The 23,366-nt window shown below is 61.8% G+C and carries 22 protein-coding genes; 12 read left to right on the plus strand and 10 right to left on the minus strand.

Features of this window, described 5'->3' with window-relative positions; all coding sequences use genetic code 11:
- The first annotated feature begins 178 nt into the window (after nucleotides 1-178).
- Nucleotides 179-1,414 (plus strand): aromatic ring-hydroxylating dioxygenase subunit alpha, encoded by a 1,236-nt coding sequence (locus PspTeo4_RS05040; RefSeq protein WP_322362643.1) that lies wholly within the window; start codon nucleotides 179-181, stop codon nucleotides 1,412-1,414.
- 112 nt (nucleotides 1,415-1,526) lie between these two features.
- Here the strand turns inward: PspTeo4_RS05040 and PspTeo4_RS05045 are convergent, their stop codons facing one another.
- Nucleotides 1,527-2,600, minus strand: a complete 1,074-nt coding sequence (locus tag PspTeo4_RS05045; RefSeq protein ID WP_322362644.1) for a LysR substrate-binding domain-containing protein — start codon at nucleotides 2,598-2,600, stop codon at nucleotides 1,527-1,529.
- A 177-nt stretch (nucleotides 2,601-2,777) separates the two neighbouring features.
- Between PspTeo4_RS05045 and PspTeo4_RS05050 the strand changes: the two genes are divergently transcribed.
- The 5 genes from PspTeo4_RS05050 to PspTeo4_RS05070 all read left to right on the plus strand — a co-directional run bounded on the left by PspTeo4_RS05050 (nucleotide 2,778) and on the right by PspTeo4_RS05070 (nucleotide 10,441).
- Nucleotides 2,778-7,370, plus strand: a complete 4,593-nt coding sequence (locus PspTeo4_RS05050; protein WP_322362645.1) for an NEL-type E3 ubiquitin ligase domain-containing protein — start codon at nucleotides 2,778-2,780, stop codon at nucleotides 7,368-7,370.
- A gap of 231 nt (nucleotides 7,371-7,601) precedes the next feature.
- Nucleotides 7,602-8,159 carry a DUF4174 domain-containing protein gene (locus PspTeo4_RS05055; protein ID WP_322362646.1) on the plus strand — a complete coding sequence of 186 codons (558 nt, stop codon included), beginning with the start codon at nucleotides 7,602-7,604 and terminating at the stop codon, nucleotides 8,157-8,159.
- A 191-nt stretch (nucleotides 8,160-8,350) separates the two neighbouring features.
- Nucleotides 8,351-8,842 carry an EF-hand domain-containing protein gene (locus tag PspTeo4_RS05060; RefSeq protein ID WP_322362647.1) on the plus strand — a complete coding sequence of 164 codons (492 nt, stop codon included), beginning with the start codon at nucleotides 8,351-8,353 and terminating at the stop codon, nucleotides 8,840-8,842.
- A gap of 74 nt (nucleotides 8,843-8,916) precedes the next feature.
- Entirely contained in the window at nucleotides 8,917-9,762 is an 846-nt protein-coding gene (locus PspTeo4_RS05065) for a DUF692 domain-containing protein (RefSeq protein WP_322362648.1), read from the plus strand.
- Entirely contained in the window at nucleotides 9,743-10,441 is a 699-nt protein-coding gene (locus PspTeo4_RS05070) for a DNA-binding domain-containing protein (RefSeq protein ID WP_322362649.1), read from the plus strand. Before PspTeo4_RS05065 ends, PspTeo4_RS05070 begins: the two co-directional genes overlap by 20 nt.
- Before the next feature lie 3 nt (nucleotides 10,442-10,444).
- On the opposite strand, the gene PspTeo4_RS05075 is transcribed toward PspTeo4_RS05070, so the two are convergent.
- From PspTeo4_RS05075 to PspTeo4_RS05095, 5 genes are all read right to left on the minus strand, one after another.
- Nucleotides 10,445-11,614, minus strand: a complete 1,170-nt coding sequence (locus PspTeo4_RS05075) for a cupin-like domain-containing protein (protein WP_322362650.1) — start codon at nucleotides 11,612-11,614, stop codon at nucleotides 10,445-10,447.
- Between the two features lie 401 nt (nucleotides 11,615-12,015).
- Nucleotides 12,016-12,510 carry a DoxX family protein gene (locus PspTeo4_RS05080; protein WP_322362651.1) on the minus strand — a complete coding sequence of 165 codons (495 nt, stop codon included), beginning with the start codon at nucleotides 12,508-12,510 and terminating at the stop codon, nucleotides 12,016-12,018.
- A 14-nt stretch (nucleotides 12,511-12,524) separates the two neighbouring features.
- Entirely contained in the window at nucleotides 12,525-13,145 is a 621-nt protein-coding gene (locus tag PspTeo4_RS05085) for a ferric reductase-like transmembrane domain-containing protein (protein WP_322362652.1), read from the minus strand.
- 136 nt (nucleotides 13,146-13,281) lie between these two features.
- Complete coding sequence (locus tag PspTeo4_RS05090) at nucleotides 13,282-14,568, minus strand: HAMP domain-containing sensor histidine kinase (RefSeq protein ID WP_322362653.1); 1,287 nt, start codon at nucleotides 14,566-14,568, stop codon at nucleotides 13,282-13,284.
- Nucleotides 14,565-15,305, minus strand: a complete 741-nt coding sequence (locus PspTeo4_RS05095) for a response regulator (RefSeq protein WP_322362654.1) — start codon at nucleotides 15,303-15,305, stop codon at nucleotides 14,565-14,567. The genes PspTeo4_RS05090 and PspTeo4_RS05095 overlap by 4 nt, the downstream gene beginning before the upstream one ends.
- A 219-nt stretch (nucleotides 15,306-15,524) precedes the next feature.
- Here PspTeo4_RS05095 and PspTeo4_RS05100 point away from each other — a divergent pair, with 219 nt between their 5' ends.
- Both PspTeo4_RS05100 and PspTeo4_RS05105 read left to right on the plus strand, forming a co-directional pair.
- A complete protein-coding gene (locus PspTeo4_RS05100) occupies nucleotides 15,525-15,800 on the plus strand; it encodes a DUF2790 domain-containing protein (protein WP_322362655.1) in 276 nt (91 codons plus the stop codon).
- The gene (locus PspTeo4_RS05105; protein WP_322362656.1) at nucleotides 15,790-16,326 is read left to right on the plus strand and encodes a thioredoxin family protein; all 537 of its coding nucleotides are present in this window, start codon (nucleotides 15,790-15,792) and stop codon (nucleotides 16,324-16,326) included. Before PspTeo4_RS05100 ends, PspTeo4_RS05105 begins: the two co-directional genes overlap by 11 nt.
- Before the next feature lie 110 nt (nucleotides 16,327-16,436).
- Here the strand turns inward: PspTeo4_RS05105 and PspTeo4_RS05110 are convergent, their stop codons facing one another.
- From PspTeo4_RS05110 to PspTeo4_RS05125, 4 genes are all read right to left on the minus strand, one after another.
- Complete coding sequence (locus tag PspTeo4_RS05110) at nucleotides 16,437-17,285, minus strand: shikimate dehydrogenase (protein WP_322362657.1); 849 nt, start codon at nucleotides 17,283-17,285, stop codon at nucleotides 16,437-16,439.
- Nucleotides 17,282-17,731, minus strand: a complete 450-nt coding sequence (aroQ, locus tag PspTeo4_RS05115) for a type II 3-dehydroquinate dehydratase (RefSeq protein WP_322362658.1) — start codon at nucleotides 17,729-17,731, stop codon at nucleotides 17,282-17,284. Before aroQ ends, PspTeo4_RS05110 begins: the two co-directional genes overlap by 4 nt.
- A gap of 140 nt (nucleotides 17,732-17,871) precedes the next feature.
- The gene (locus PspTeo4_RS05120; protein WP_322362659.1) at nucleotides 17,872-19,209 is read right to left on the minus strand and encodes an MFS transporter; all 1,338 of its coding nucleotides are present in this window, start codon (nucleotides 19,207-19,209) and stop codon (nucleotides 17,872-17,874) included.
- A 337-nt stretch (nucleotides 19,210-19,546) separates the two neighbouring features.
- Nucleotides 19,547-20,239, minus strand: coding sequence for a FadR/GntR family transcriptional regulator (locus PspTeo4_RS05125; RefSeq protein WP_322362660.1), 693 nt, complete (start codon nucleotides 20,237-20,239; stop codon nucleotides 19,547-19,549).
- A gap of 276 nt (nucleotides 20,240-20,515) precedes the next feature.
- On the opposite strand from PspTeo4_RS05125, the gene PspTeo4_RS05130 reads away from it, so the two are divergent.
- From PspTeo4_RS05130 to PspTeo4_RS05145, 4 genes are read left to right on the plus strand one after another with little or no spacing between them, the layout of a single operon-like run.
- The gene (locus PspTeo4_RS05130; RefSeq protein ID WP_322362661.1) at nucleotides 20,516-21,301 is read left to right on the plus strand and encodes a transporter substrate-binding domain-containing protein; all 786 of its coding nucleotides are present in this window, start codon (nucleotides 20,516-20,518) and stop codon (nucleotides 21,299-21,301) included.
- A 21-nt stretch (nucleotides 21,302-21,322) separates the two neighbouring features.
- Nucleotides 21,323-21,988, plus strand: a complete 666-nt coding sequence (locus tag PspTeo4_RS05135) for an amino acid ABC transporter permease (protein WP_322362662.1) — start codon at nucleotides 21,323-21,325, stop codon at nucleotides 21,986-21,988.
- Nucleotides 21,989-22,636, plus strand: coding sequence for an amino acid ABC transporter permease (locus tag PspTeo4_RS05140; RefSeq protein WP_322362663.1), 648 nt, complete (start codon nucleotides 21,989-21,991; stop codon nucleotides 22,634-22,636). It begins immediately after the preceding gene.
- On the plus strand, nucleotides 22,623-23,357 hold the full coding sequence (locus tag PspTeo4_RS05145) for an amino acid ABC transporter ATP-binding protein (protein WP_322362664.1): 735 nt from the start codon (nucleotides 22,623-22,625) through the stop codon (nucleotides 23,355-23,357). The genes PspTeo4_RS05140 and PspTeo4_RS05145 overlap by 14 nt, the downstream gene beginning before the upstream one ends.
- The last annotated feature ends 9 nt before the right edge of the window (nucleotides 23,358-23,366 follow it).

The following is a 23,366-nucleotide window of genomic DNA, read 5'->3' on the forward strand; positions in this document are numbered from 1 at the left end:
AAATGTAGCTTGAGTCAGTGTCAGACGGTGGCTTAATCTTTAGTCTGGTTTGGCGACATACTTATTCATGCATTATCAGGGCGCTATGATTTTAGCTGGGCTCTAGTTACGTTTATATAAACAATGTTTCAGTCAGTTGCGCCGAGTGGCTACAATCGTCGGTGCGTGGAGGATAATAATGAACAGCAACGAATCCGTCATTGGCCTGATAAAGCAACGCAAACCTCGGCATGTTTTGCCTCGTCAGCTATATCTCGATCCAGAGGTTTATCGTCAGGATCTTGAACATATTTGGCATAAAGATTGGGTCTTTGCTGGGCACACCTTCGAAATTCCAAAGACTGGACAGTATTTCACCCTGCAGATTGGTGATTACCCGGTTGCCGTTGTGCGTGGCAAGGATGGCGAGGTTCGAGCCTTCCACAATGCCTGCCGTCACCGTGGCGCGAAGGTCTGTGAGCACTCCAGTGGCAAAGTCGCCAAGCTGGTGTGCCCGTACCACAAGTGGACGTTCGAACTCGATGGCAACCTGATCTACGCGGGTAACATGGGCGCCGATTTCGACCGTTCAAACTACGGCTTGAAGCCCGTTCACGTCGAGATCGTACACACCTACATCTACGTCTGCGTGGCCGAGAAGGCTCCAGATTTTTCCAGTTTCCGCGCTGCCGTCAGCCCGTTCATCGCGCCGCATTTCCTGGAAAACTGCAAGGTCGCCTTCGAGTCGAACCTCATCGAAAAAGGCAACTGGAAGCTGGTCTTCGAGAACAACCGCGAGTGCTACCACTGCGATGGTACCCACCCGGAGCTGCTCAACTCGTTCGTGGAAAACCTGTCCGTTGCCGGCGTGGGGGGGGATGATGATCCAGAGCTGGTTGCTCACTGGAATCGCTGTGAAGCAGCAGGCATGCCGAGCCGCTTGAACATGGACCCGCTGGGTCGCTTCCGTATGACCCGTATTCCGCTTTCCGCTGGTGCGGTCAGCTACACCATGGACGGTAAGCCTGCCGTTGCCGGTCGACTGGATAAAAGCGGTGAGCCGGACATTGGCGCTCTGTTGTACTTCAACTACCCCTCTACCTGGAACCACTTTCTGGGCGACCATGCACTGAGCTTCCGAGTGCTGCCCATCGGGCCAGGCGAAACGCTCGTGACCACCAAGTGGCTTGTGCCTGAATCTGCGGTGGAAGGTGTGGACTATGACCTTGATCGTCTCACCAAGGTGTGGCTGGCCACCAACGATCAGGATCGTCGTTTGGTCGAAGGCACGCACGCCGGCGTTTCCTCGCCTGCCTATGAGCCTGGGCCGTTCTCGGAGAACGCCGAAAATGGTGTGTGCCAGTTTGATGACTGGTATTGCGAGACCATGCTGGAGCGCTTGAGTGGCCGGCCTTCCTTGAAGTCCGTCGGCTAAGTCCGCTCGCCGACCCTGGTAGGGTGGCCCAAAGCCCCATGTGATGAACATGGGGCTTTTTTGTGTGCGCTGTCGCGAACTGTCACCCGCTCACCTGTGAATCCTGGAGTCATTATGACGTGACCTGACTCTGTAGCCATTGAACCACTTTACTGATATTGGGTGTGATCTTCCGGCTCTTGGGAATGACCAGATAATAAGATTGTTTCGGTATTACCACGAAGGACTCAAGCTTGATCAGTTCGCCGCTGTCGATAAGATGATCCACCATGCGTCCCCAGCCTAATGCAACTCCATAACCATTGACGCAAGCGTTGATGACGTCGGTGTAAAGTGTGCAGCGCAGGTTGATATTCAGCTTGGCGTGTGCGACGCCCATTTCTGAAAACCAACCCGTCCACGTCATCCACCCTTCTGATGTTGAGTCCGATTCCAATAATCCCGAACTCGCTAGATCAGCCAATGTCGTAGGCATTTGGTTGCGTGCCAGCCAGGCGGGAGCGCACACTGGAAATACTTCTTCCTCGAAAAGAAAAGTTGACTCTCCGTCGGGCCAGCTTCCATGGCCGAAGCGGATATCCATATCGTAACCAGGCGACTTCAGGTCACCTGTGAACATCTGTGTGGCAAGTCGAAGCCTGACGTTGGGTAAGTAGTCAGCCAATCGGTGAAGGCGCGGCATGATGCGGAATTGGGAGACCGTTGCGGTCGAGGCGAGGACGATTTCTTCCCTATTACTTCCTTCCTTGATTTGGTCAAACCCGCTGGCCAGCTTCTGCAGTGATTCTGAAATGATGGCAAACAGTGTTTCACCGGCTTCTGTCAGACGAAATGTGCGATGGTTGCGCTCGAAGAGTTGCACGCCAATGTTATCTTCCAGGCTTCTGATCTGCTTGCTCACTGCCGCTTGGGAAACGCCCAGCTCTTCACCCGCTAACGTAAAACTATTCAATCGCGCGACCGACTCGAACTGCAGCAGGGCCGTCATGGACGGGATGATGCGCCGGTAACCTTTTTGCTTGCCAACAGTTTCTTGGTTTTTCATTGTGTCCACGACGAGTTTTGCATGCCGCACTAAAGGTGACATAGCTTGCGTTTCAGAGAACTGACCTTTCTCGTGCAGGTGAGGCTGCCCTGCCAGCTGTGATGAAACCAGCTTTTTCAGGCGCAGGCTACAGTCTGCCATCGTAAGGGAAAACTACTCAGGTCATTCAGCCTGGTCATCATCGGCCAGCTTGCGAGCGATCACAGCATTGACCGATCGCCTGTTGCTGCTGTTCTAAACCCAGGTATTACCTATCTAGCGCTTTTGCAGGCTCATAGGCTCTAGGGTGGCTGCCTCTTGAACATCGAGGCATCGAACATGGGCAATACACCCGAGCAAGCCATTATCGCCTTGCCCCCGCAAGACCATGGACCATGGCCGAAAGAGGAAGTCCTCAAGCAAGCCGAACCGCAGGCACAAAATGCCAAGGCCGAGCACCTGCTGAAAGTGCGCAAGGCCAGCCAGACTTTCCAGGACGGCATCATCCGCGACCGTTTGCCGGCCTGGTTGCTTGCAGCACCTGCTGAAAAAATGCCGGATATCGCCTCTGCCTTGGCCGCAAGCCTGGCGACTCGCCAGCAACTGAGTGCCGTGCTGGAGCAGATCAAAAGCATCGACGACTTCGTCGCGTCGGCGCTACAGGCCAAGCTCAAGAAAGACTACAGTCTGCTCGCCAACGTGCGCCGCATGCGCTTTGTGCAAGGGCGGCGAGAGTCGGTGATCAACATCGAGCCCGTGGGGGCGCACCTTAAGGAAGTGGTATACGAGGACAAACCACTGCTTGAGGTGGTGCTGCGCAACTTTACTGCCGATGAGGCGGTGGAAGGTGGGCAGCTGAAGGGCAATCGCGTGTTATTGCCGCATGAAGGCGATGCCGCGCGACCCTCGGCTGTGCAATTGGCGAAGACGTGCCGTCAACTCGACTTGGGCGCGCAGTACCAACGACATCTGAATGACGTCCTCGGGTCGGCTGACGATGCCACGCAAGTGCAATCGTTAATGGTGACTGCTGCGCGCAACGACATGCTGGTGGAGGCCTATAAAGCCTGGCAGCAAAAACAATTGAGCGACAGTGAGCTCAAGCTGATCAAGGCCATGTGCACCGATGGCAAATTGGTGCGCCTGGCTGGCGATCTGGTGAGCGCCAAACAGCTGAGCCTGCTGAACTGCAACTTGCAGCAGATCGTGGTGCTGGAGGTTGTCGACCAGGGGGTCGTGTACAACTCGACCGTGCGACTTTTGCTGTATGTACCCGGTGACCCGGTGGCGGCATGGGAAGGGTTCACCGACATGAACGCCATGAATCGGGCGCTGGGCAATCGACTGCGCAGCAAACCCTACCAACGTTTCTTCAGCCGTTTCGTGCGTCAGCGCGATAGCCAGGCATTTTTTTCGACGGTGATTCCAGCGTTTGCAGACCTGGCAGCCTGGGCCAACTACAACCTCACCCCGCACCTTCGTGACTATTCGCAGCCGCTGTTCAACACCCTGGCCAAGGCACGCATTCGGCAGATCAAGGACGATGCGGCGATGATAGTTGTGCCGGTGGCAGATATCGACCGGGAAGTGCAGCGTGCTCATGACCAGCGCCTGGCGGCACAGGGCTGGACCTTGCTCAATGTCGCCGGCCTGTTCGTGCCAAGCATTGGCCTGGGGTTGCTGGCCATCACGGTGTGGGAGCTGTTGCGCGAAGTTTACCTGGGCTTCGAAGCCTGGCAGGAGGGCGATACCCGGGAGGCGCTGGCGCATCTGACCAATGTGGCAACGGACATCGTGCTGTTCGGTGCCGTGGCAGGTGGCGTGACGGTAACTCGGCGTCTGTGGGCACGCTCACAGGTGGTGGACGCCTTGATACCCGCGAAGCTGGGCGAAGACACCATCAAGCTTTGGCAGCAAGACTTGGCGCCATATCGCAGCGCCGCGCCAGGCGCTGCGGCAACAAGCGACCCCCTTGGCATTCGACGGGTGGAAGAACAAGCCTGGGTCGAGATGGACGGGCATCACTATCCGGTGATCGAGGCCGATGAAGGTCAGTGGCGATTGCGCCCACGCAGTGGCTATGGCCCCACGCTGCACAGCAACGGGCGAGGTGCCTGGCGCCTGTGGAGCGAACAACCGATCGACTGGCAAAGCCCCCACTACCTGATGCGCCGCTTTGGCGAGCCGTTGAGTGTGCTGAGCGATGAACAGATCGATGAAGTGCTGGCGTGCCACGGGGTAGGCTCCGACCAACTGCGAGCCTTGCATGTTTGTGGCCGGGCAGTGTTGCCGGACCTGCTCGACAGCGCCGAACGCTCCATGCTCGACCGCCGTATCCGCAGCATGATCAACCTGCTGCTTGAAGGAAAACCGGTCGACGACGCACAGGTGCTACAACTGGCCAAGCAATTGCCAGGTGCGGCGCAGTTGCCGGACCAGGCGCTGGCCGAGCTGGCATCGGCGCAACGTCGGGTGTTGTTCGGCCAGCTGTACGAGGCTTTGCAACCAAGCGATACGCCTGCCAGCCAGCTGCTACGTCGAGTGTTCCCCGGCCTGAATGTGCGTGCGGCACAGCGTTTACTGGATGACGCAAGTCTGCAGGATCGTCGCCGGCTGCTGCAAAGCGGCCGCGTACCCTTGCCATTGGCCGAAGCCGCCAGAACCAGCCTGCTGCGCATCCGCCAGGCTCGGGTGTTTGAAGCCTTGCACTTCGACACCCCTCAGAATGCCGACCTGGCGCGGGTGGCGATCGGCCTGCTCAGGTACTTGCCGGGTGCTGAAGGCGGTGTGCGCTGGCGTTTGCATGAGGGCTCTGTGCATGGGCCTTTGCTGATGTCGACCGAGCAAGGCGTGCAGGACTTCGAGCTGATACACCACGCAGGCAGTTTCCAGCTGCTTGATGCACACGGTGTGCAGAGGGTGGCAGCGGGTGAGCTGTTTGACGTCCTGGCGGCTGCCTATACGCCTTCCCAGCAAGCGGCAATGCAAGTGGCTGACCCGTTTGCGCATAACCTGCGGGTGCTGATTACGCGTGAGGCTCGGCAGCGTAGGGGAGAGGTCGAGCAGTTGCTCAGCCCACGTCGGCCTGGCACGTTCCGGGCGCCGCAGCGCATGGCCGACGGCCGCCTGGGATACACCTTGGGAGGTTGCAGTTCGGGTGGCCTGGGGCGTGGCGATCGGTCGCTGGCGGCAATGCTGCGCGACTTGTATCCGGCGTTCAGCGACGCTCAGGTAGCCGCTTGGCTAGATGCGGCGCAGCGCGATGGATACCAGGTCGAGCATCGCCTGCGGTACCTGCGCGAAGAGCTGACAGTGTTGACCAACACATTGAATACGTGGGTCGGTGAGGTCGATGGAGAAATCACCGGCGAGCGGGCCTCCGTGCGCCAGACACTGATCGACTGCTGGCGCAGGATCAGCGTGGAAGCGACTGAAGATACTGAAAACGGTTTCCGTCTGATGCTGTGCAATTACTTGCCGGGCGAGTTGCCGCATTTGCCGGAGCAGGTCAGCTTTTCCCATGTATCGGAGTTGATACTGACGCACATGGGGTTGGAAGAGGTGCCCACCAGTTTCCTGCTGGCCTTTTCGCGCTTGCGCGCGCTGGACCTGGGCGGCAATCTGCTGACACGCGTGCCCCCACCATTGCTGCAGATGCAGACCCTCAGGCACTTGAGCCTGACCAACAATCGCATCGTGCTGAACATGGCCGACGCAGCCATATTGGCCGGTTGCGAAATGTTGACGCTTCTCGACCTTTCGCACAATGCATTGAGCCGTGCGTTCACGCTGCATGGGCTGACGCACTTGCGCTGGCTGAACCTGCGCGACACGGCACTCAGGATGTTCCCGCATTCGGTATTCGAGCGACATGACCTGGTTTACCTCGACTTTCGCGATAACCTGATCAGCCAGATCCCACAAGCCTACTTCGACTTGCCGTTGATGAACCGGCTGCGCTTCAGACTGGGCGGCAACCCCTGGGGGCCAACATCGCGGGTGCGCCTGCATGAATCGCTCATGGCCGCCGTCTTGCCGGAAGACATGGAGCTGGCAGAGCTGCAATTCGCCAACGCCCGTGAGCTGTGGGGGGATGCCATCGGCCCACGCTACCGTGGCCAGTTGCAGAGCGCCTGGGACATTGCTGAAACGGGAGAACCCACCAATCGGCTGTACCGCGTACTGCATCAGCTGGTGCTGTCGGTGGATTTTCAGACGGCTCCCAGAGCGCTTGCCTTCAGGGTGCTTGCCTTGCTCCGTGCAATGAATGCTGACTCGGCCCTGCGCGAGGAGTTGCTGAATGTGTCCAACGACGAGTGGGGCTGCCAGGACGGTGCTGCCTGGTGTCTGAGCAATCTGGAGGTGAGCATCCTGGTATGGCGCGCCAGGACTCAACTGCAGCATAGCCAGGAACAAGCCCTGCTGACATTGGGGCGTCGCCTGTGGCGCCTCGATGAAGTGGACCGGATTGCCATTCAGGATATTGTCAGCCGGGGCGGCAACCCGGATCAAAGCGAGGTGGGGCTGGCCTATCGTCTGGGCTTGCGTGATCGTCTGGGCTTGCCCATCGAAGTCGGCGACATGAACTTCCAGCCGTTGTCGGGGGTGGGGGAACCGCAGCTTGCGCGGGCGCTGGCACAGGTGCTGGAGGCTGAAACACAGGAGGCATTGGCGCGTTCGCTGGTTGAACGTACGTTCTGGCAGGAACACTTGGAGCGCATCCATCCCGAGCAGTTCTTCGAGGTGGACATGCCATTCCAGAGTCGCCTGTCGGCTGTGCTGGAAAATGAGGCGTTGACCGACGAGGCCAGGCGTACGCAGTCCGACGCGCTGCAAGCCGAGCGCAGAGCTGCCCGGCGCGGGTTGATGCTGGACATGACGCTGCGGGCATTGGACTTTGGGCCACAAGACCCGCCAATCAATGTCCGCTGACCCTTTTGATCAGGGCAGCCCTCGCACGCCCCTGTGAGACGGCTGCGTTGGACTATGCTCAGACTGGGTGTCGGCTCTTTCCTATAGTGTCAGCACCTTGGTCTGAAAAGGGGCTGACACTGTCAGTAACCTTTCCCTGACCACCGGATAGTGAAGGTGGTTTAGGCTCCAGATCGGATTTTTCTCCGTGATCTGTAGTCATTGGTTTATCGAGACATTAAGGAGATGCACATGCTCGTCCGGTCACTGACCCTCGCCACCTTGCTCGCTGTCACAGGCCCCCTGTTCGCCGCCGACAGCGACGCGCCCCTGGCCAAGGAACAGGGTAAGGCACGGCCTTTGGTGATCATCGCCCCCAGTTCCGCAGACCCGACCTTGCGCGGGCTGAACGAGGCGCTCAAAGACCCCGCTACCCAGGCAGCCTTCAAGGAGCGCGGCCTGGTGCTGTACAGCGTCGCCAACATGATGGGCAAGCGCGAAGACAAGAACCTCGAACAGCAGACCACCATGGCCCTGATCCGCGAGCTCAAACTTGGGGCGAGCAAAGGCACCAAGGTGATCCTGGTGGGCAAGGATGGCGAGCGGCACATACTCAAGGATGACGACACTGGCGAGAAGATCGACCCGCAGGCGATCCTCAAGGCTGTCGACGAGCTGCCCGCCAGCGAAAAGACCATCACCGCGCCAGAGCCGGTAGCCGCTGCCGCTACACCTGAACCCAAGGCCAAGGAAAGCAAGCCAGCCAAACCCGCCAAACCGGCAGCGCCACCCAAGCCGCTGGAAGACTGACTTACTGCACAGGCCGCGTCGCCGACACTTTGGCGACGCGATCAGTGTGTCTGGCGGGGGCTTGTGTATCTCACTGTATCTGCAGCGCCTACGGACGCATTCCCATACCAAACTCGGACTGTGGCGATACATCCGCGACACATCGAAACGGCCTAATGGCTCCACTTTTCAACCACAAGTGGAGCAACACCATGACTCATGCACGCAATACTCTCGGACTGCTCGGCGCTGCACTGATCGGCAGCATGGCCTTTGGCAGCAACGCATTCGCGGCCGAGCCCCTGTCCCAGGGCTACCAACTGGCTTCGGCCAAGGTGCCGGGCGAAGGCAAGTGCGGCGAAGGCAAGTGTGGTGGCAGCGCCAAGGCCGCCCAAGGTGAAGGCAAATGCGGTGAGGGCAAGTGTGGCGCCAGTGCCAAGGCTGGGGCGGAAGGCAAGTGCGGCGAGGGTAAATGCGGCGATGCATCGTTCTCCCGCACCGATACCGATCATGATGGCAAGGTCTCGCGCCAGGAGTTTCTGGTCGTGGCCAAAGACCGCGCCGCTGACTTCGACAAGATCGACCGCAACCGCGATGGCTTCATTTCCGAGCAGGAAGCCCATGACCATCTGAAGGCGATCTACCAGGCCAATGGCAAGGCCATGCCCGATGGTCTGTTCAGCCACCTGGCCGGCAAATCCTGACTTTCCCTCCCTGAATTGCCCACGACGCTCCCTGCTGGGCAGGTGAGCGTCGTGGCTGCTACGGAGTCACCGCCATGAATGACAACCCAATGCGTGCCGGCCTGGGCCTGCGCCGCGGCCTGTTGCGCGAACTACTGGTGATGGAAGACGGTGCCGTCGACTTTCTGGAGTGTGCACCGGAAAACTGGATCGGTGTCGGTGGTGTGTACGGCCAGGGCCTGGCGCAGCTGGCCGAGCGCTTTCCGATTGCCTGCCACGGCCTGTCCCTGTCCCTGGGCGGCAGCCTGCCGCTCGATCGTGCCTTTCTCGACCAGACCCGCCACTTCCTCGATCGCTACAAAGTGGGCCTGTACAGCGAACACCTCAGTTACTGCAACGACGATGGCCACCTTTACGACCTGATGCCGATCCCCTTCACCGACGAGGCCGTGCATCACGTCGCTGCGCGGATCCGCGAGGTTCAGGATCAGCTGCAACGGCGGATCGCCGTGGAGAACATCAGCTACTATGCCGCGCCCTACCAGGCCATGAGCGAACTGGAGTTCATCAGCGCGGTGCTCGCTGAGGCCGACTGCGATCTGCTGCTGGACGTCAACAACGTGTTCGTCAATGCCTGCAATCATGGCTATGACGCGCAGGCCTTCCTCCAGGGCTTGCCAGCGTCACGGGTGACCGGCATGCACATTGCCGGGCACTATGATGAGGCCGATGACCTCAAGGTCGATACCCACGGTGCGCCAGTGAAGGAGGATGTCTGGTCGCTGTTCTCTGCTGCTTGCCGGCGCTTCGGCACGCAACCGACCGTGCTGGAGCGGGACTTCAATTACCCGCCGTTGGCCGAGCTGCTTGCAGAAACCGACCGTGTACGAGCCGTGCAACAGGCTGCAAAGGAGCGTCGCGATGAACGAGACGCTGCGTGAACAACAATGGCGCCTGGCCCGGCATCTGCGCGATCCGCATGTGTATGCGCCACCACCGGGTATCGAGGCGCGGCGGCTGAAGGTTTACCGTGAGTTGTTCTACGGTGCCATCGAGGGCCTGCTGGCCGGCAGCTTCCCGGTCATGCGCGAAACCCTGGGGGAGGGCGTCTGGCATGCGCGGGTGCGAGACTTTTATGCCAACTACCGCAGCCAGACCCCGTTGTTCACCGAAATCGCCGAGGCCTTCATCGACTACCTGCAAGGCGTCGACCTTGACGCACCCTGGCAGCTGGAACTGGCCCATTACGAATGGATCGAGGCGCAGTTGTACCTGAGTGACGCCCAGGACCCCGCGCACGACCCCAGCGGTGATCTGCTAGAAGGTGAGCCGCTGTTGTCCTGTACGGCCAAGGTGTTGGCTTATCAGTGGCCGGTAGAGCAGATCGGCCCGCACTTTCAACCGCAGCAAGCACCTGCCACGCCCACCTTGCTGCTGGTCTACCGCGACAACAGTCTGCAGGTGCGTTTCGCACGGCTGACAAGCATGGCCTACCAGCTGTTGGCCGGTGTTTCTGGCACTGGCCGCGCACGCCTGCAGGCCCTGGGGGATGTCGACCTGCAAGGCCTGGCCTTGCTCACCTCACTGCGCGCGCAAGGTGTGATCGTCGGCACCTGTTGACCCTCAGGCGGGCGCGCGTTGCCCCGTCATTCCGGGCAGGGGCGAGCTTTTCCAGCCGCGCCCCGAGTCGACCCAGAAGTTCACCGACAGCGAGGTGGAGCGTGACTCCACCTGGTGGAACCAGCCCTCCGGCAAGAACAGCAAGTCCCCCGCCTGCAACACCACCTCCATGAAGTGCACCGCCTGGCACCCCGGAAAACGCACCGGGTCCGGCGCCTTGGGGTCCACATCACAGCCTTCCAGGCCACCGTCGGGCGATGTCGCCCAGCAGCCAAGCGCATCGCGATGGTGGGGGGCGGCCAGTATGAAGGACTTCTCACCCCACACCTGCGCGAACAGGTTGTCACTGTCGTCGCGGTGCAGAGGTGTCAGTGTGCCTTTGGGGCCGATCCAGATTCTGGGTGGAATGAATTGCGCTGCGTTGAAGTAGCTCGGGTAGCGAATATGTTCGAGCAACTGGGCGGGCAGGATGTTGTTGCCCATGTACGCCGGTGGCTGGCCATTGCTGGCCGGCGAGGCCGGTGCATCCAGGCTGGCGATGAACTCGGCCATGGAGGTGGAGCGGAAGTCGCGGTCGGTGGAAAAGGTCTTCTTCACATAGTCGCCGTGGCGGGTGATGCCTTGCAGATTGGCGAACAGCTCCAGCGAAGCCTGGCGACCGATCGTGAACAGCGGCCAGTCCTGCAATGCGTCGCTGATCACCAGGGGAATGCCATGCACCATGTAGCGCTCTCGGAATTCCTCCACTGACAGGCTGCTGCGTGGACGGCGCTCTATGTTCAGCACGGGTGGTTGGCTGGCCGAAAGGGCATCGCTCAGGCGCGGGCGTGGTGGGTAGCGGCGGTTGGCTTCGACCTTGGGGGCGCTGGCGCCATTGAGGGCCATGTCGATGGCCTGTGGCAGCAGGGTGGCCAGACCAAGATTGCCACCGATTTTCAGGCGGCCGGTGGCGAACAGTTCTTCGACGTTGGCCTGGCCCGCCATGATGCCCATGAAGTCGCGCGTGGCCACCTCGATGGTGACGTCCGGGGCTGCATGGTGACCATTGCCACCCTGGCCGCCGGCCTCGAACCAGCAGGCGTGGGTGGCATCGAAGATGAACTGGAAGGTGCCGGTCAGGCCGACGCTGCCAGCGTTGGCGAACAGCTTGCCCAGAATGGTCTGCAGGTCCACGGCGCGTTCTCTTGGTAATTGATCTGATCAGAGAACGAGAAACGCGCCGGGAAATTTATGGATCTTCACGGGATCTTGGGAGGGGGCTTCGAAGTGCCTGTCCTGGGTTTTGAAGTGATGCGTAGATCGAGCGCCGCCCGCGCGGCGCATCGCGAGCAAGGCTCGCTCCTACGTTTGTTTACGGCCAATAACACCTGTGACAGACGCGCGCGACCGCCTTGTGTGTACGACTCGAAATCAAGCCATGCGCCAAGGCGTTCGCGCGCAAATCCCACAGGCCTAACTGGCCCGAAACAAACGTAGGAGCGAGCCTTGCTCGCGATGCGCCGCGCGGGCGGCGCTCGACCTGCCAAGCACCGAAAATGGTGTGACAAGCCCAATACTGCACAAGGTGATGGCGCTCAGGCTCGGCGACCAAAGTGGTGTTTGAACCAGTGGTCCAGGCTCAGCTGTCCGGCGCCTTTGAGCAGCAGCGGCAATAGCGCCACCAGGTAGATCAGGGGCAGTTTGAAGTTGCCAAAACCCTGGTCGGTGATGGCGTAGCCCTGTGCCAGCTCCGCAAGGCTCGACCAGTGAGAGGGCCAGTGCACCGCTGCGATGGCGACCACGGTCACCACCATCAGACCGGCCGCGGCCAGCCGCGTGCCGAGTCCTAACAGCAACAACAGAGGCAGAATCAGCTCGGCCCACATCGACAGCTGCCAATTCAGCTCTGCAGGCAGCTGGTTGAAGGGGAATGGAAAACTCGATTGCAGGTCGCCGAACCAGTTACTGCCGTTGAATTTTTCCAGGCCGGATTCAAAGAACTCCCAGGCCAGGAACAGGCGTAGCGGCAGGTCGGCGCTCCAGGTGCCGAAACGGTCGAACAGGGTGAAGGTGCGGGTCAAGGTCGTCATGGTCTGTGCTCGTCTCAGGAAAGGGCGCTAGCGCTGCGGCGTTGGCGCTGGGCCAGCTTGGCGGTGAGCTTGAAGGCGATGGCGGCGAACATGATGGCGAATGCCACCGGGTACCCGCCGCCCATGGGCACGCGTTTGTAGAACGACAGGCAGAACACCCCGGCCAGCACCCACATCCCGGTGCTGTGCAAGGCCTTCCAGGCGCGGCTGCCCAGCAGGCGCATCGGGGCCTTGAAGGAGGTGATCGTGAGTAGCAGCAGGAACAGGTAGCCCACGCTGCCCGGTAGGCTGGACGTCACCGTGCGACCGGCCCAGAACAGCTCCGGGAACTGTTGGGCATAGCGGTAGATCAACAGGCCGTGCACGGTGTGCGAGAAAGCGAACGCCAAGCCCAGGTAGCGTCGTTCGCGGACCAGCCGGCGGCTGCCGGTGCCGGGCAGGAGGGTGACCAGCGTGGAAGCCAGGAAGGCCAGCAGGAACAATACGAACGAGCTGCGTGCGGTGGCGCGGATTGCACTGCGCAAGCCGTCCGAGCCAAGGGGGTGGCTGGCAAGGACCACGGCGGTCATGACCAGGGTCAGGCCAGCGAGGGCGGCGAACAGCTTCCAGCCACTGGGCAAGGTGAGGGGTTTCATCAAGGGCGCTCCCGGTTGTTGTGGTATGGCCGGGAGTGTGGAGGCGTGGGGTATCTGCAGTGTGTCGGGAAAGGCGTGTTTGTGTATCGGACTGTAGCGACCGAGGTTGTAGGCCAGCGCGAGCGCTGGCCGGGGTTTACTTCAGTTCGACCTGTGCACACAACCCGCCAGAGGCACGGTTGCTGAGGGTCAGCTGGCCACCCATGGCCTGGGTCAGTTGCTGGGCAATCGCCAGGCCCAAGCCGGTGCCCCCGGTGCTGCGGTTGCGCGAGCCTTCCACTCGGTAGAAGGGCTTGAGCACTTCGTCCAGCTCGTCGCCGGGAATACCTGGCCCGTTATCGAGCACGCGGATCAAGGTACTTGCGCCTTCGCGGCTGACTTCCAGTTCGGCGGCGCCAGCGAACTTCAGGGCATTGTCGATCAGGTTCACCAGCACCCGGCGCAAGGCATGGGGGCGGGTCTCCAGCAGGCTGCCGGTGGTGCCGTGCCGGGCGACCTGGGCGCCGCTGTCCTGATAGTCGAATACCAGGCTGTCGAGGAACGCATCGAGGTTGATCCGGCAGGGCGCTTCGGTGCTGCTGTCCATGCTGCGCGCATAGGCCACGCCCTCACGCACCAGATGCTCCATGGCGCTGAGGTCGCTCCACAGCTTGTCCTTTTCGGCACCGTCGTCCATGACTTCGACCCGCAGCTTCATGCGTGTGATGGGGGTTTGCAGGTCATGGGAGATCGCGGCCAACAGTTGCATGCGCTCTTTCAGGTACGCGGCGATGCGGGCCTGCAGCGCATTGAAGGCAGCCGCTGCGTAGCGGACTTCGCGCGGGCCAGTCTCGTCCAGTTGCACGCCGGGTTTGTCCGGGTCGAGGTTGTCCACGGCCTGGGCCAGACGGGTCAGTGGGCCGATGGCCAGGCGTACCGCCATCCAGGTGCATAGCAACAGCACGACCAGCTGAATCAGCAGAACCGCTGGCAGCCAGGTGGCCACGGGCACCGGTGCCGGCGTGACATCGATGGTCAATGGCGCGCCATCGGCAAGGCGCAGGTGGACCTGAAAGTGTGCATTCGGGCCGGGGATGTCCTGGAAGGTCAGGCGATAGTCGCTGCCGATGGCCTTGACGATCGACTCGGCCGCCATGGGCGGGTTCTCGGTCGGCATCGCTTCGCCGGTCTGCCCTTGATCGAGCCGGTAGCGGTAGGTGCGCCGCTCGAGGCGAGGCAGCCAGGCGGCTCGCTCGGCCGCAGGCAGGCGGTCGAGGATGGCCACTGAGGTGGCAACGTCCAATTCCAGGTTGCTGAGCATCATCGAACGGCTGCTGACGAACCGTTCGTAGGCTTGCAGGCTGAACGACAGCCCGTAGGCCAGCACCAAGCCGGTGAAGAAGATCAGCGCCAGGCGCGAGGCGAGGGTGCGGGGCCATTTCATGAAGGCGACTCGAGCAGTTGCACGGGCAGTGAAAAGACATAGCCTTCGCTGCGCACGGTCTTGATGCAGCTGGGCTCGCGGGCGTCGTCCCCCAGGCGTTGGCGCAGGCGGCTGACCAGCAGGTCGATGGAGCGGTCGAAGATGTCCGCCTCACGGCCCTGGGTCAGGTTGAGCAACTGTTCGCGGCTCAACACCCGTTGCGGGTGGTCGAGGAACACTCGCAGCAGGCGGTATTCGGCGCCACTGAGCGCCACCAAGGTACCTTCGCTGTCGAGCAGGTGGCGTGCGGTGGTGTCCAGCCGCCACTGGCCGAAGCCGAGCAGACGGCTGCTCTCGCTGATGGTGAGGTTGGGCGGCAGCATGCGGGTGCGGCGCAGCACCGCGTTGATGCGCGCCAGCAGTTCGCGGGCGGAGAACGGTTTGGTCAGGTAGTCGTCGGCGCCCATCTCCAGGCCGATGATACGGTCGGTTTCGTCGTTGCGTGCGGTGAGCATCAGCACGGGGGTGTTGCGGTGCTTGCCGGCGCGCAGTTCGCGGCACAGCAGCAAGCCGTCGTCGCCGGGCATCATGATGTCGAGCACGATGAGGTCGACGCTGTTGCTTTCGAGGAAGGCGCGCATCTGCCTGCCATCGGCGACGATGCTGGTGCGCAGGCCGTTCTTCTTCAGGTAGTTGCCGACCAGCTCGCGGATTTCGCGGTCATCGTCGACGACCAGGATGTGATCGACGTGTTCCATCTAAAGCGTTCCTGTTCAGGGGGAATGGGCGCAGTGTACCGAGCCTTGGCGTGCTTGCCTGCGGCGCTTTGTATTGCAGTGTATCTGGCCCCGGTTCAGATACAGCAGAAGGCATATCGCAGCGTGCAACGACACATACGGGATACCTGGCAGCGGTGAAATGGCTCTCGACCGGGGAACAACTCCCCACACCCCCAAACGTTGCACAGGAGAGATGCCATGAACTTCAAGACCTTCGCCAGCGCCAGCCTGTTCGCCGTGCTGAGTTTCGGTGCCATCGCCGCACAGGCCGCCACGGCGCCCATGAACGATGCCGGTATCATGCAATACCGTTATGGCGACCATCTGGACGTGAAGAAAGTCCTGTCGGTCAAAGACGACCAGAGCAATGCCTGTGGCCTGGTGAACACCCGCATGGACTACCTCGATTCGAAAGGGCAGCACCAGAGCGTGGAATACCGCTCGTACGCTACCGGCGGTTGCCATGAGAACTGAGGGTCGCAAGTGGTTGAAGGCAGGCGGTGCGGCCCTGGCGCTGATTGGCCTGGGCCTGGCCGCCAAGCTGTGGGCCCAGGACGATTACGGCGCCATGCCTTCATTGGCCGGCGCCAGCCAGTGGCTCAACTCGCCACCCCTGGACGCCCCGGCGCTCAAGGGCAAGGTCGTGCTGGTGGACTTCTGGACCTGGGACTGCATCAACTGTCGGCGAAGCTTGCCGCATGTGAACCAATGGGCGCGGCAGTATGCCGATCAGGGGTTGGTAGTGGTGGGTGTGCATACCCCGGAGTACGACTACGAGCATGATGTGGGCACGCTGAAGTCGAAGGTCGCCAGCCTTGGTATCGGTTATCCGGTGGCCGTGGATAACGACTATCAAGTGTGGAATGCCTGGGGTAACCAATTCTGGCCAGCGCACTACTTCGTCGATCGCAAGGGACAGGTGCGCCATGTGCACTTTGGCGAGGGTGACTATGACGGGCAGGAGCGGGTGATCAAGGCGTTGTTGGATGAGAAGGGCTGATGGGAATGTTCCGAGCTTATCGCCGGCAAGCCCCACATGGACTGCAACGATCTGGAGATCACAGCAGAACCTGTGGGAGCTGGCTTGCCAGCGATGAGGCCTGAATGGGCTTAGCTGAAACTGGCGAAATGCGCCTGCATCCGCTGCGCATCCGCTTCGCGCCCGGTGAACAGCTCGAAGGCCTTTACCGCCTGGAACACGGCCATGTTGCTGCCATCGAGGGTACGGCAGCCTAGTGCACGTGCCGCGCGCAGCAGTTCGGTCTCCAGCGGGAAGTAGATGATTTCCGCAACCCACAGCCGCTCATGCAGCAACTCGACAGGCAGTGGGGTGCCCGGCAGTTTGGCCATGCCCACCGGCGTGGTGTTCACCAGGCCATCCGCCTCGGCCAGTGCCGACGCCAAGTCAGTGCCAACCACCGCCCGACCTGCGCCGAAGTGTTCGTTGAGGTTGTCCACCAGAGCCTGAGCCCGGGCGGCGTCAACCTCGAACAGCACCAGCCGCTCGACCCCTTCGCCCAGCAAGGCGTGGGCGACTGCTGAACCGGCACCCCCGGCGCCCATCTGCACCACCTGACGTCGCGAAACGTCTGGCAAGCCGCGGCGCAGGCCCTCGGCAAAGCCCAGGCAGTCGGTGTTGTGGCCGACCCGCTTGCCGTCCTTGAGCACCACGGTATTGACCGCGCCGATGCCACGCGCTTCATCCGACAACTCATCGAGCATCGGCAGAATGGCCTGTTTGAACGGGTAGGTGATGTTGAGGCCGGTAAAACCGGTGAGTTGCGCCGCATCCAGCAACTGCGCCAGCGCGCTGTCCGGCACGTCCAGTTGGTCGGCGTCGATCAGCCGATACAGGTAGCGCAGGGACTGGGCATCCCCTTCGTGCTCGTGCAGGGCAGGGGTGCGCGACAGTTGAATGCCACGGCCGATCAACCCGGCGAGGATGGCTTGCTGAGTCATGCTGCCTGCTCCTGCAACAGTTCGGCGAAGTGGCTCAAGGCCAGGCGATAGCCCTGGGTGCCCAGGCCGCAGATCACGCCCACGGCAATGGACGAGACGAACGAAATGTGGCGGAACGGTTCGCGCTTGTGGACGTTGGAAAGGTGGACCTCGATCACCGGCAACTCGCTGGCAACCAAGGCATCTCGGATGGCCACGGAGGTGTGGGTCCAGGCACCGGGGTTGATCAGAATACCGTTGCAGCGGTTACGCGCGGCGTGGATCCAGTCGATCAATTCACCTTCATGGTTGGTTTGCCGAAACTCCAGTTCCAGGCCCAGGTCGCGGGCGCTGCCGGCGCAGCTTTGGGCCAGGTCGGCCAGGGTTTCACGGCCGTATTGGGCAGGTTCACGGGTACCCAGCATGTTCAGGTTGGGGCCGTTGAGTACAAGAATGAGGGGCTTCATAAGCAGCATCACTTTGTTGTTTTTGGATGCGCTTATGTTTGTACCGGATGGTTAATTACGTCAATTCGAAGCGCAGCCCTGCAAGGGAAAGTGGGCGATTATCGAACTTCAAGTTGGGGCCGCAGCGCGGCCCCATGACCTCAGGCCGCGCTGCGGGCCCCTTGCCGAGCGCCTTCTGCCGGCTGCTCTTCATGCAGCGAAATACGCGATGTTTCCGGCAGCGCCAGGCCACCCAACAGTGCCACCAGAGCAATCGCCACCAGGTAGAAAGCCGGTGCCAGGCTGCTGCCGGTCTGCCCGATCAACCAGGTCGCTACTAATGGCGCAGTGCCACCAAACAGCGTGTAGGCAACGTTGTAGGTGATTGCCGAGGCGGTGTAGCGGGTGCGGGTCGGGAAGCTTTCCGACAGCAGTGCCGCCGTCACCACGCCGCTGAGCAGCGCCCCCACCGCCAGCAGGATCACCCCCAGCAGTGCCCCCGATATCGAACCGGAACTGGCCAGCCAGTAAGCGGGGAACACGCAGGCCATCACCCAAAGGCAGGTGAAGCCGATGGTCTTGCGCCGCCCGATGCGGTCCGAGAACGCCCCTGCCAATGGGCAACCGACAGCCGCGAACAGCAGTGCCACGGTAGTCACCAGCAGCGACTGGGCACGGGTGAGGTGGCCGACCAGTTGCAGGTAAGTGGCGAAGTAGGTGGTGAACATGTAGAACGACAGCGCTGTGAGCGAGATGAACGCACCCAGGTTACGGATCGCCCGGCCATGGTTGCGCAGGGTCTCCTTGAGTGGCGAATGCTCGTGCGCCTTGCCCTCGGCCATGGCTTCGCGGAAGGCCGGTGTTTCCTCCATGCGCCAGCGCAGGTAGAGGCCAACCAGGCCCAGCGGTGCGGCCACCAGGAACGGAATGCGCCAGCCCCAGGCGTTCATCGCCTCGGTGCTCAGGCTTGCCTCCAGGCCATAGGCGATCACCGCAGCGCAGGCGAAGGCCGAGAAGGTCGATACCGGTACGAAACTGCCATAAAAGGCCCGTTTGTTCCTGGGCGCGTGCTCCATCAGGTAAGCGCAGGCCCCCGCGTACTCGCCACCTGCCGAAAAGCCCTGAAGGCAGCGGGCCAGGGTCAGCAGCGCCGGGGCGGCCAGGCCAATGCTGGCGTAGGTCGGCAGCAGACCGATCAGGGTGGTGGAGCCGGCCATCAACAGGATGGTCATCGACAGCACCCGCTTGCGTCCGAGGCGGTCGCCCAAGGCACCGAACACGATCCCGCCGAGCGGGCGCAAGGCAAAGGCCACGGCGAACACGGCAAAAGTCTTGAGCAGTGCCACGCTGGCATCTTCGCTGGCGAAGAACTGGCTGGCGATCAGGGTGGCGAGAAAGCCATAGACAGCGAAATCGAACCATTCGACGAAGTTGCCGATGGCCGATGCGGCTATGACGCGGCGTAGTGTGGCGGGGGATACCTCATGAGGTGCGGACATGCGTGTGCTCTCCGGTGGTCATAGGCAGCCTGGATGAAAGTAATGCGGCCGGGCCGCTTTATCGTTGTTGTTGCAGGCAGTAGACCGAGTGACGCAGGAGAGCGCTGCTTCGAGGGCGACATCGGGATATCTGATTTGACCGTTTGTCTGGTTCAGCCTCCAAAAGCTTGCCGTGGGGGCAACGGCTTGTGTTGCCTGTACCGGCCTCATCGCCGCGGTTCGTCGCCACGACAAGCCGGCTCCTACATGGATCGCGACAATCCTGAGATCACTGCAATATCTGTGGGAGCCGGCTTGCCGGCGATGCTGTGTATGGCACCGTCGCAACCGCAATGGCCTAGACGGAGAACACCACCCCAGTACGCGAGGCCGCATTGCGAATATGTTCCTGCATTGCCCGCTGCGCCCCGACCTGCGAACGCCGTGCCAGGGCGCGAAGGATCTTGCGGTGCTCCTGCCAGGTCTCCATGGCCCGTTCGGGGCGGATGAAGGGCAGCTTCTGGCTTTCCAGAAAGATCTCCTGGCTGGCGGTAATCACCTGCAGCATTGCCTGGTTGCCGCAGGCTTGCAGCAGCTGTTGGTGAAACGCGAAGTCCAACTGCGCCGCCGCCTCGAACCGGCCCGCTCGCAGTTCCAGGCGCATGGCCTCGACATTCGCCTCCAGGCGGTCGATGTCGTCGGCGGTCAGCATCAGGGCGGCCTGCCCGGCGGCAAAACCCTCGAGCGCGTAGCGCAATTGAAAGGTGTCGGCGGCCGAGACCTGCTCGGCATACGGCCAGGCAAAACCCGGCGATGTTTGTGCAACAGGCGCCTGGACGAACACACCCTTGCCCGGTTGCACGCTCACCAAACCCAACGCGCTGAGCGAGGACAAGGCTTCGCGCAACGAGGCCCGGCTGACGCCCAATTGTTCAGCCAGATCGCGCTGCGAGGGCAGGGCATCGCCGGGCAGGTAGCCACCGTCGTCGATCAGTTTGCGAATCGCCTGCAAGGCGATTTCCGGGACGGCGCGGGGGAGGGAGTCGAGCATGCTGTTCAGACCGGTCGGAGGGCGATATCCGCTCCTTTTACGGACATTGATGGCCGCTGGCAAGTGTTGCCCCGCGCTGGCGCAGAAGCGGTTCAGCTTGCCCGAATAAGGGGCGCCGCCAACCCTGACTTGGCTAGCGCATGCGGTAACTGTTCAGACCAGTAAGACCGTGCAGCCATGGCCCTGGCGCGGGTTTTGGCTGTTGCCTGGCCAATCTGGCATGGCCCGTGCACTGGCCTTGCAGACTCATCATCCTGTCCCCTGCGAGGCTTTCCCATGAAGATGTTCCGCCCCCTGCTTCTGGCCACCCTGTTCTGCGGCAGTACCCTGGGCTTGGCTCAGGCCCAGGCCGATGCCCTCGCCGACATCACCGCCCGTGGCGTACTGAAAGTGGCAGTACCGCAGGACTTCCCACCGTTCGGTTCGGTGGGCCCTGATCTGAAGCCCCGTGGCCTGGACATCGACACCGCGCAACTGCTGGCCGACAAGCTGGGCGTGAAGCTGGCGCTGACGCCGGTCAACAGCACCAACCGCATTCCGTTCCTCACCACCGGCAAGGTCGACCTGGTGATTTCCAGCCTCGGCAAGAACCCGGAGCGTGCGGCCGTGATCGACTTCTCGCGCCCATACGCGCCGTTCTACCTGGCGGTGTTCGGCCCGCAGGACGCCAAAATCGACAGCATCGACGCCATCGCCGGCAAGACCATCAGCGTCACCCGCGGCGCCATCGAAGACATGGAACTGTCCGCCGTCGCGCCTGAGGGCACTATCATCAAGCGCTTCGAGGACAACAACTCGACCATCGCGGCGTACCTGTCCGGCCAAGTCGAGCTGATCGCCAGTGGCAGCGTGGTAATGGCCGCCATTGCTGAAAAGAACCCGTCCAAGGTGCCGGTGATGAAGGTCAAGCTCAAGGACTCGCCGGTCTACGTCGGCCTGGCCAAGCAGGAGCCTGCCTTGCTGGAAAAGGTCAACGCCACCCTGGACGCCGCCAAGGCTGACGGCAGCCTCAACCGCAACGCCGAGAAGTGGCTCAAGCAACCGCTGCCGGCCGATCTTTGAGCGGTAGGCGGAGCCTGAACCATGGCCTATCAATTCGACTTCGCCCCGGTGCTGGCGCAGGGTGACCTGTTGCTCAAAGGGGCGGTGTTCACCTTGCAACTGACGGTCATCGGCACGCTGCTCGGGGTCGCCATCGGTGTGCTCGGCGCGGTGGTCCGTGCCTGGCGGCTGCGCCCCTTCGATGCGCTGTTCGGCGTGTACGTGGAACTGATCCGCAACACGCCCTTCATCGTGCAGCTGTTCTTCATCTTCTTCGGCTTGCCGGCGCTGGGGGTACGCCTGACCGAGTGGCAGGCGGCGGTGTTGGCCATGGTGATCAACCTGGGAGCGTATTCCACCGAGATCATCCGTGCCGGTATCCAGGCCATCCCCAAAGGGCAGCTGGAGGCCGCTGCGGCACTGGCCATGAGCCGCTTCGAGGCGTTGCGTCATGTGGTGCTGCGACCTGCGCTGGCGAAAGTCTGGCCGGCGCTGTCGAGCCAGATCGTGATCGTCATGCTGGGCTCGGCGGTGTGCTCGCAGATCGCCACCGAAGAACTGTCATTCGCCGCCAACTTCATCCAGTCGCGCAACTTCCGCGCCTTTGAAACCTACCTGCTGACCACAGTGATGTACCTGGTCATGGCCATTGTCGTGCGCCAGTTGCTGGCCTGGGTCGGCCAACGCTGGCTGATGGGGAGACGCTGAATGGACTTCACCTTGTGGGACATCGTCCGCAACCTGCTCACCGGCTTGCAGTGGACCTTGCTGCTGTCGCTGGTGGCCTTTGTCTGCGGTGGTTTGGCCGGGCTGTTGCTGTTGCTGGCGCGTATCAGCGACAACCCGTGGCTGCGCGGTTTTGCCCGTGGCTATATCGAGCTGTTCCAGGGTACACCCCTGTTGATGCAGTTGTTCATGGTGTTCTTCGGCATCGCGCTGTTCGGCCTCGACGTTTCGGCCTGGATGGCCGCCGCCATCGCGCTCACCTTGTTCACCAGCGCCTTTCTGGCCGAGATCTGGCGTGGTTGTGTCGAGTCGATTCCCCATGGCCAGTGGGAGGCCTCGGGCAGCCTGGCCATGAATCGCCTGGAGCAGTTGCGCCACGTGATCCTGCCCCAGGCTATGCGTATCGCCATCGCGCCGACGGTGGGGTTCTCGGTGCAGGTGGTCAAAGGCACGGCGGTGACGTCGATCATCGGTTTTACCGAGTTGACCAAGACCGGCGGCATGCTGGCCAACGCCACCTTCGAACCGTTCCTGATCTACGGCCTGGTTGCGCTGGGCTATTTCCTCCTCTGCTATCCGCTCTCGTTGAGCGCCCGTTACCTGGAAAGGAGGCTGCATGCCCCTGCTTAGAGTGTCCGCGCTGCACAAATACTACGGCGACAATCATGTGCTCAAGGGCGTTGACCTGAGCATCGAGGAAGGCGAGGTGGTGGCCATCATCGGCCGCAGCGGCTCGGGCAAGAGCACGTTCCTGCGCACACTCAACGGCCTGGAGTCGATCAGCGACGGCGTGATCGAGGTCGACGGCGAATACCTCGATGCTGGCCGCGCAGACCTGCGCGCCCTGCGCCAGAAGGTCGGCATGGTGTTCCAGCAGTTCAACCTGTTCCCGCACCTGAGCGTGGGTGAGAACGTAATGCTCGCGCCACAGGTGGTGAAGAAAACCAGCCGTGCCGAGGCCCGCCAACTGGCTGAGCAGATGCTGGCGCGGGTAGGGCTGGCGGAGAAGTTCGATGCCTACCCCGACCGACTTTCGGGCGGGCAGCAGCAACGGGTGGCCATTGCCCGGGCATTGGCGATGTCGCCGAAAGTGCTGCTGTGCGACGAGATCACCTCGGCGCTCGACCCCGAGTTGGTCAATGAAGTGCTGGGTGTGGTGCGCCAACTGGCCAGCGAGGGGATGACGCTGATCATGGTCACCCACGAAATGCGCTTCGCCCGCGAGGTGGGGGACAAACTGGTGTTCATGCACCAGGGCAAGGTGCATGAAGTGGGCAACCCCCGCGAAGTGTTCGCCGCCCCACGCACGGCGGAGCTGGCGAACTTCATTGGCGCGGTGGCCTCGGCCTAGCGCGCCGGG

This window comes from Pseudomonas sp. Teo4, assembly GCF_034387475.1.
Taxonomy (GTDB): Bacteria; Pseudomonadota; Gammaproteobacteria; order Pseudomonadales; family Pseudomonadaceae; genus Aquipseudomonas.

What these genes read in the sequence shown, in the direction of transcription:
- PspTeo4_RS05040 (WP_322362643.1), top strand. Translation starts at nt 179, where the DNA reads ATGAACAGCAACGAATCCGTCATTGGCCTGATAAAGCAACGCAAACCT.
- PspTeo4_RS05045 (WP_322362644.1), bottom strand. Translation starts at nt 2,600, where the DNA reads ATGGCAGACTGTAGCCTGCGCCTGAAAAAGCTGGTTTCATCACAGCTG.
- PspTeo4_RS05050 (WP_322362645.1), top strand. Translation starts at nt 2,778, where the DNA reads ATGGGCAATACACCCGAGCAAGCCATTATCGCCTTGCCCCCGCAAGAC.
- PspTeo4_RS05055 (WP_322362646.1), top strand. Translation starts at nt 7,602, where the DNA reads ATGCTCGTCCGGTCACTGACCCTCGCCACCTTGCTCGCTGTCACAGGC.
- PspTeo4_RS05060 (WP_322362647.1), top strand. Translation starts at nt 8,351, where the DNA reads ATGACTCATGCACGCAATACTCTCGGACTGCTCGGCGCTGCACTGATC.
- PspTeo4_RS05065 (WP_322362648.1), top strand. Translation starts at nt 8,917, where the DNA reads ATGAATGACAACCCAATGCGTGCCGGCCTGGGCCTGCGCCGCGGCCTG.
- PspTeo4_RS05070 (WP_322362649.1), top strand. Translation starts at nt 9,743, where the DNA reads ATGAACGAGACGCTGCGTGAACAACAATGGCGCCTGGCCCGGCATCTG.
- PspTeo4_RS05080 (WP_322362651.1), bottom strand. Translation starts at nt 12,510, where the DNA reads ATGACGACCTTGACCCGCACCTTCACCCTGTTCGACCGTTTCGGCACC.
- PspTeo4_RS05085 (WP_322362652.1), bottom strand. Translation starts at nt 13,145, where the DNA reads ATGAAACCCCTCACCTTGCCCAGTGGCTGGAAGCTGTTCGCCGCCCTC.
- PspTeo4_RS05090 (WP_322362653.1), bottom strand. Translation starts at nt 14,568, where the DNA reads ATGAAATGGCCCCGCACCCTCGCCTCGCGCCTGGCGCTGATCTTCTTC.
- PspTeo4_RS05095 (WP_322362654.1), bottom strand. Translation starts at nt 15,305, where the DNA reads ATGGAACACGTCGATCACATCCTGGTCGTCGACGATGACCGCGAAATC.
- PspTeo4_RS05100 (WP_322362655.1), top strand. Translation starts at nt 15,525, where the DNA reads ATGAACTTCAAGACCTTCGCCAGCGCCAGCCTGTTCGCCGTGCTGAGT.
- PspTeo4_RS05105 (WP_322362656.1), top strand. Translation starts at nt 15,790, where the DNA reads ATGAGAACTGAGGGTCGCAAGTGGTTGAAGGCAGGCGGTGCGGCCCTG.
- PspTeo4_RS05110 (WP_322362657.1), bottom strand. Translation starts at nt 17,285, where the DNA reads ATGACTCAGCAAGCCATCCTCGCCGGGTTGATCGGCCGTGGCATTCAA.
- aroQ (WP_322362658.1), bottom strand. Translation starts at nt 17,731, where the DNA reads ATGAAGCCCCTCATTCTTGTACTCAACGGCCCCAACCTGAACATGCTG.
- PspTeo4_RS05120 (WP_322362659.1), bottom strand. Translation starts at nt 19,209, where the DNA reads ATGTCCGCACCTCATGAGGTATCCCCCGCCACACTACGCCGCGTCATA.
- PspTeo4_RS05125 (WP_322362660.1), bottom strand. Translation starts at nt 20,239, where the DNA reads ATGCTCGACTCCCTCCCCCGCGCCGTCCCGGAAATCGCCTTGCAGGCG.
- PspTeo4_RS05130 (WP_322362661.1), top strand. Translation starts at nt 20,516, where the DNA reads ATGAAGATGTTCCGCCCCCTGCTTCTGGCCACCCTGTTCTGCGGCAGT.
- PspTeo4_RS05135 (WP_322362662.1), top strand. Translation starts at nt 21,323, where the DNA reads ATGGCCTATCAATTCGACTTCGCCCCGGTGCTGGCGCAGGGTGACCTG.
- PspTeo4_RS05140 (WP_322362663.1), top strand. Translation starts at nt 21,989, where the DNA reads ATGGACTTCACCTTGTGGGACATCGTCCGCAACCTGCTCACCGGCTTG.
- PspTeo4_RS05145 (WP_322362664.1), top strand. Translation starts at nt 22,623, where the DNA reads ATGCCCCTGCTTAGAGTGTCCGCGCTGCACAAATACTACGGCGACAAT.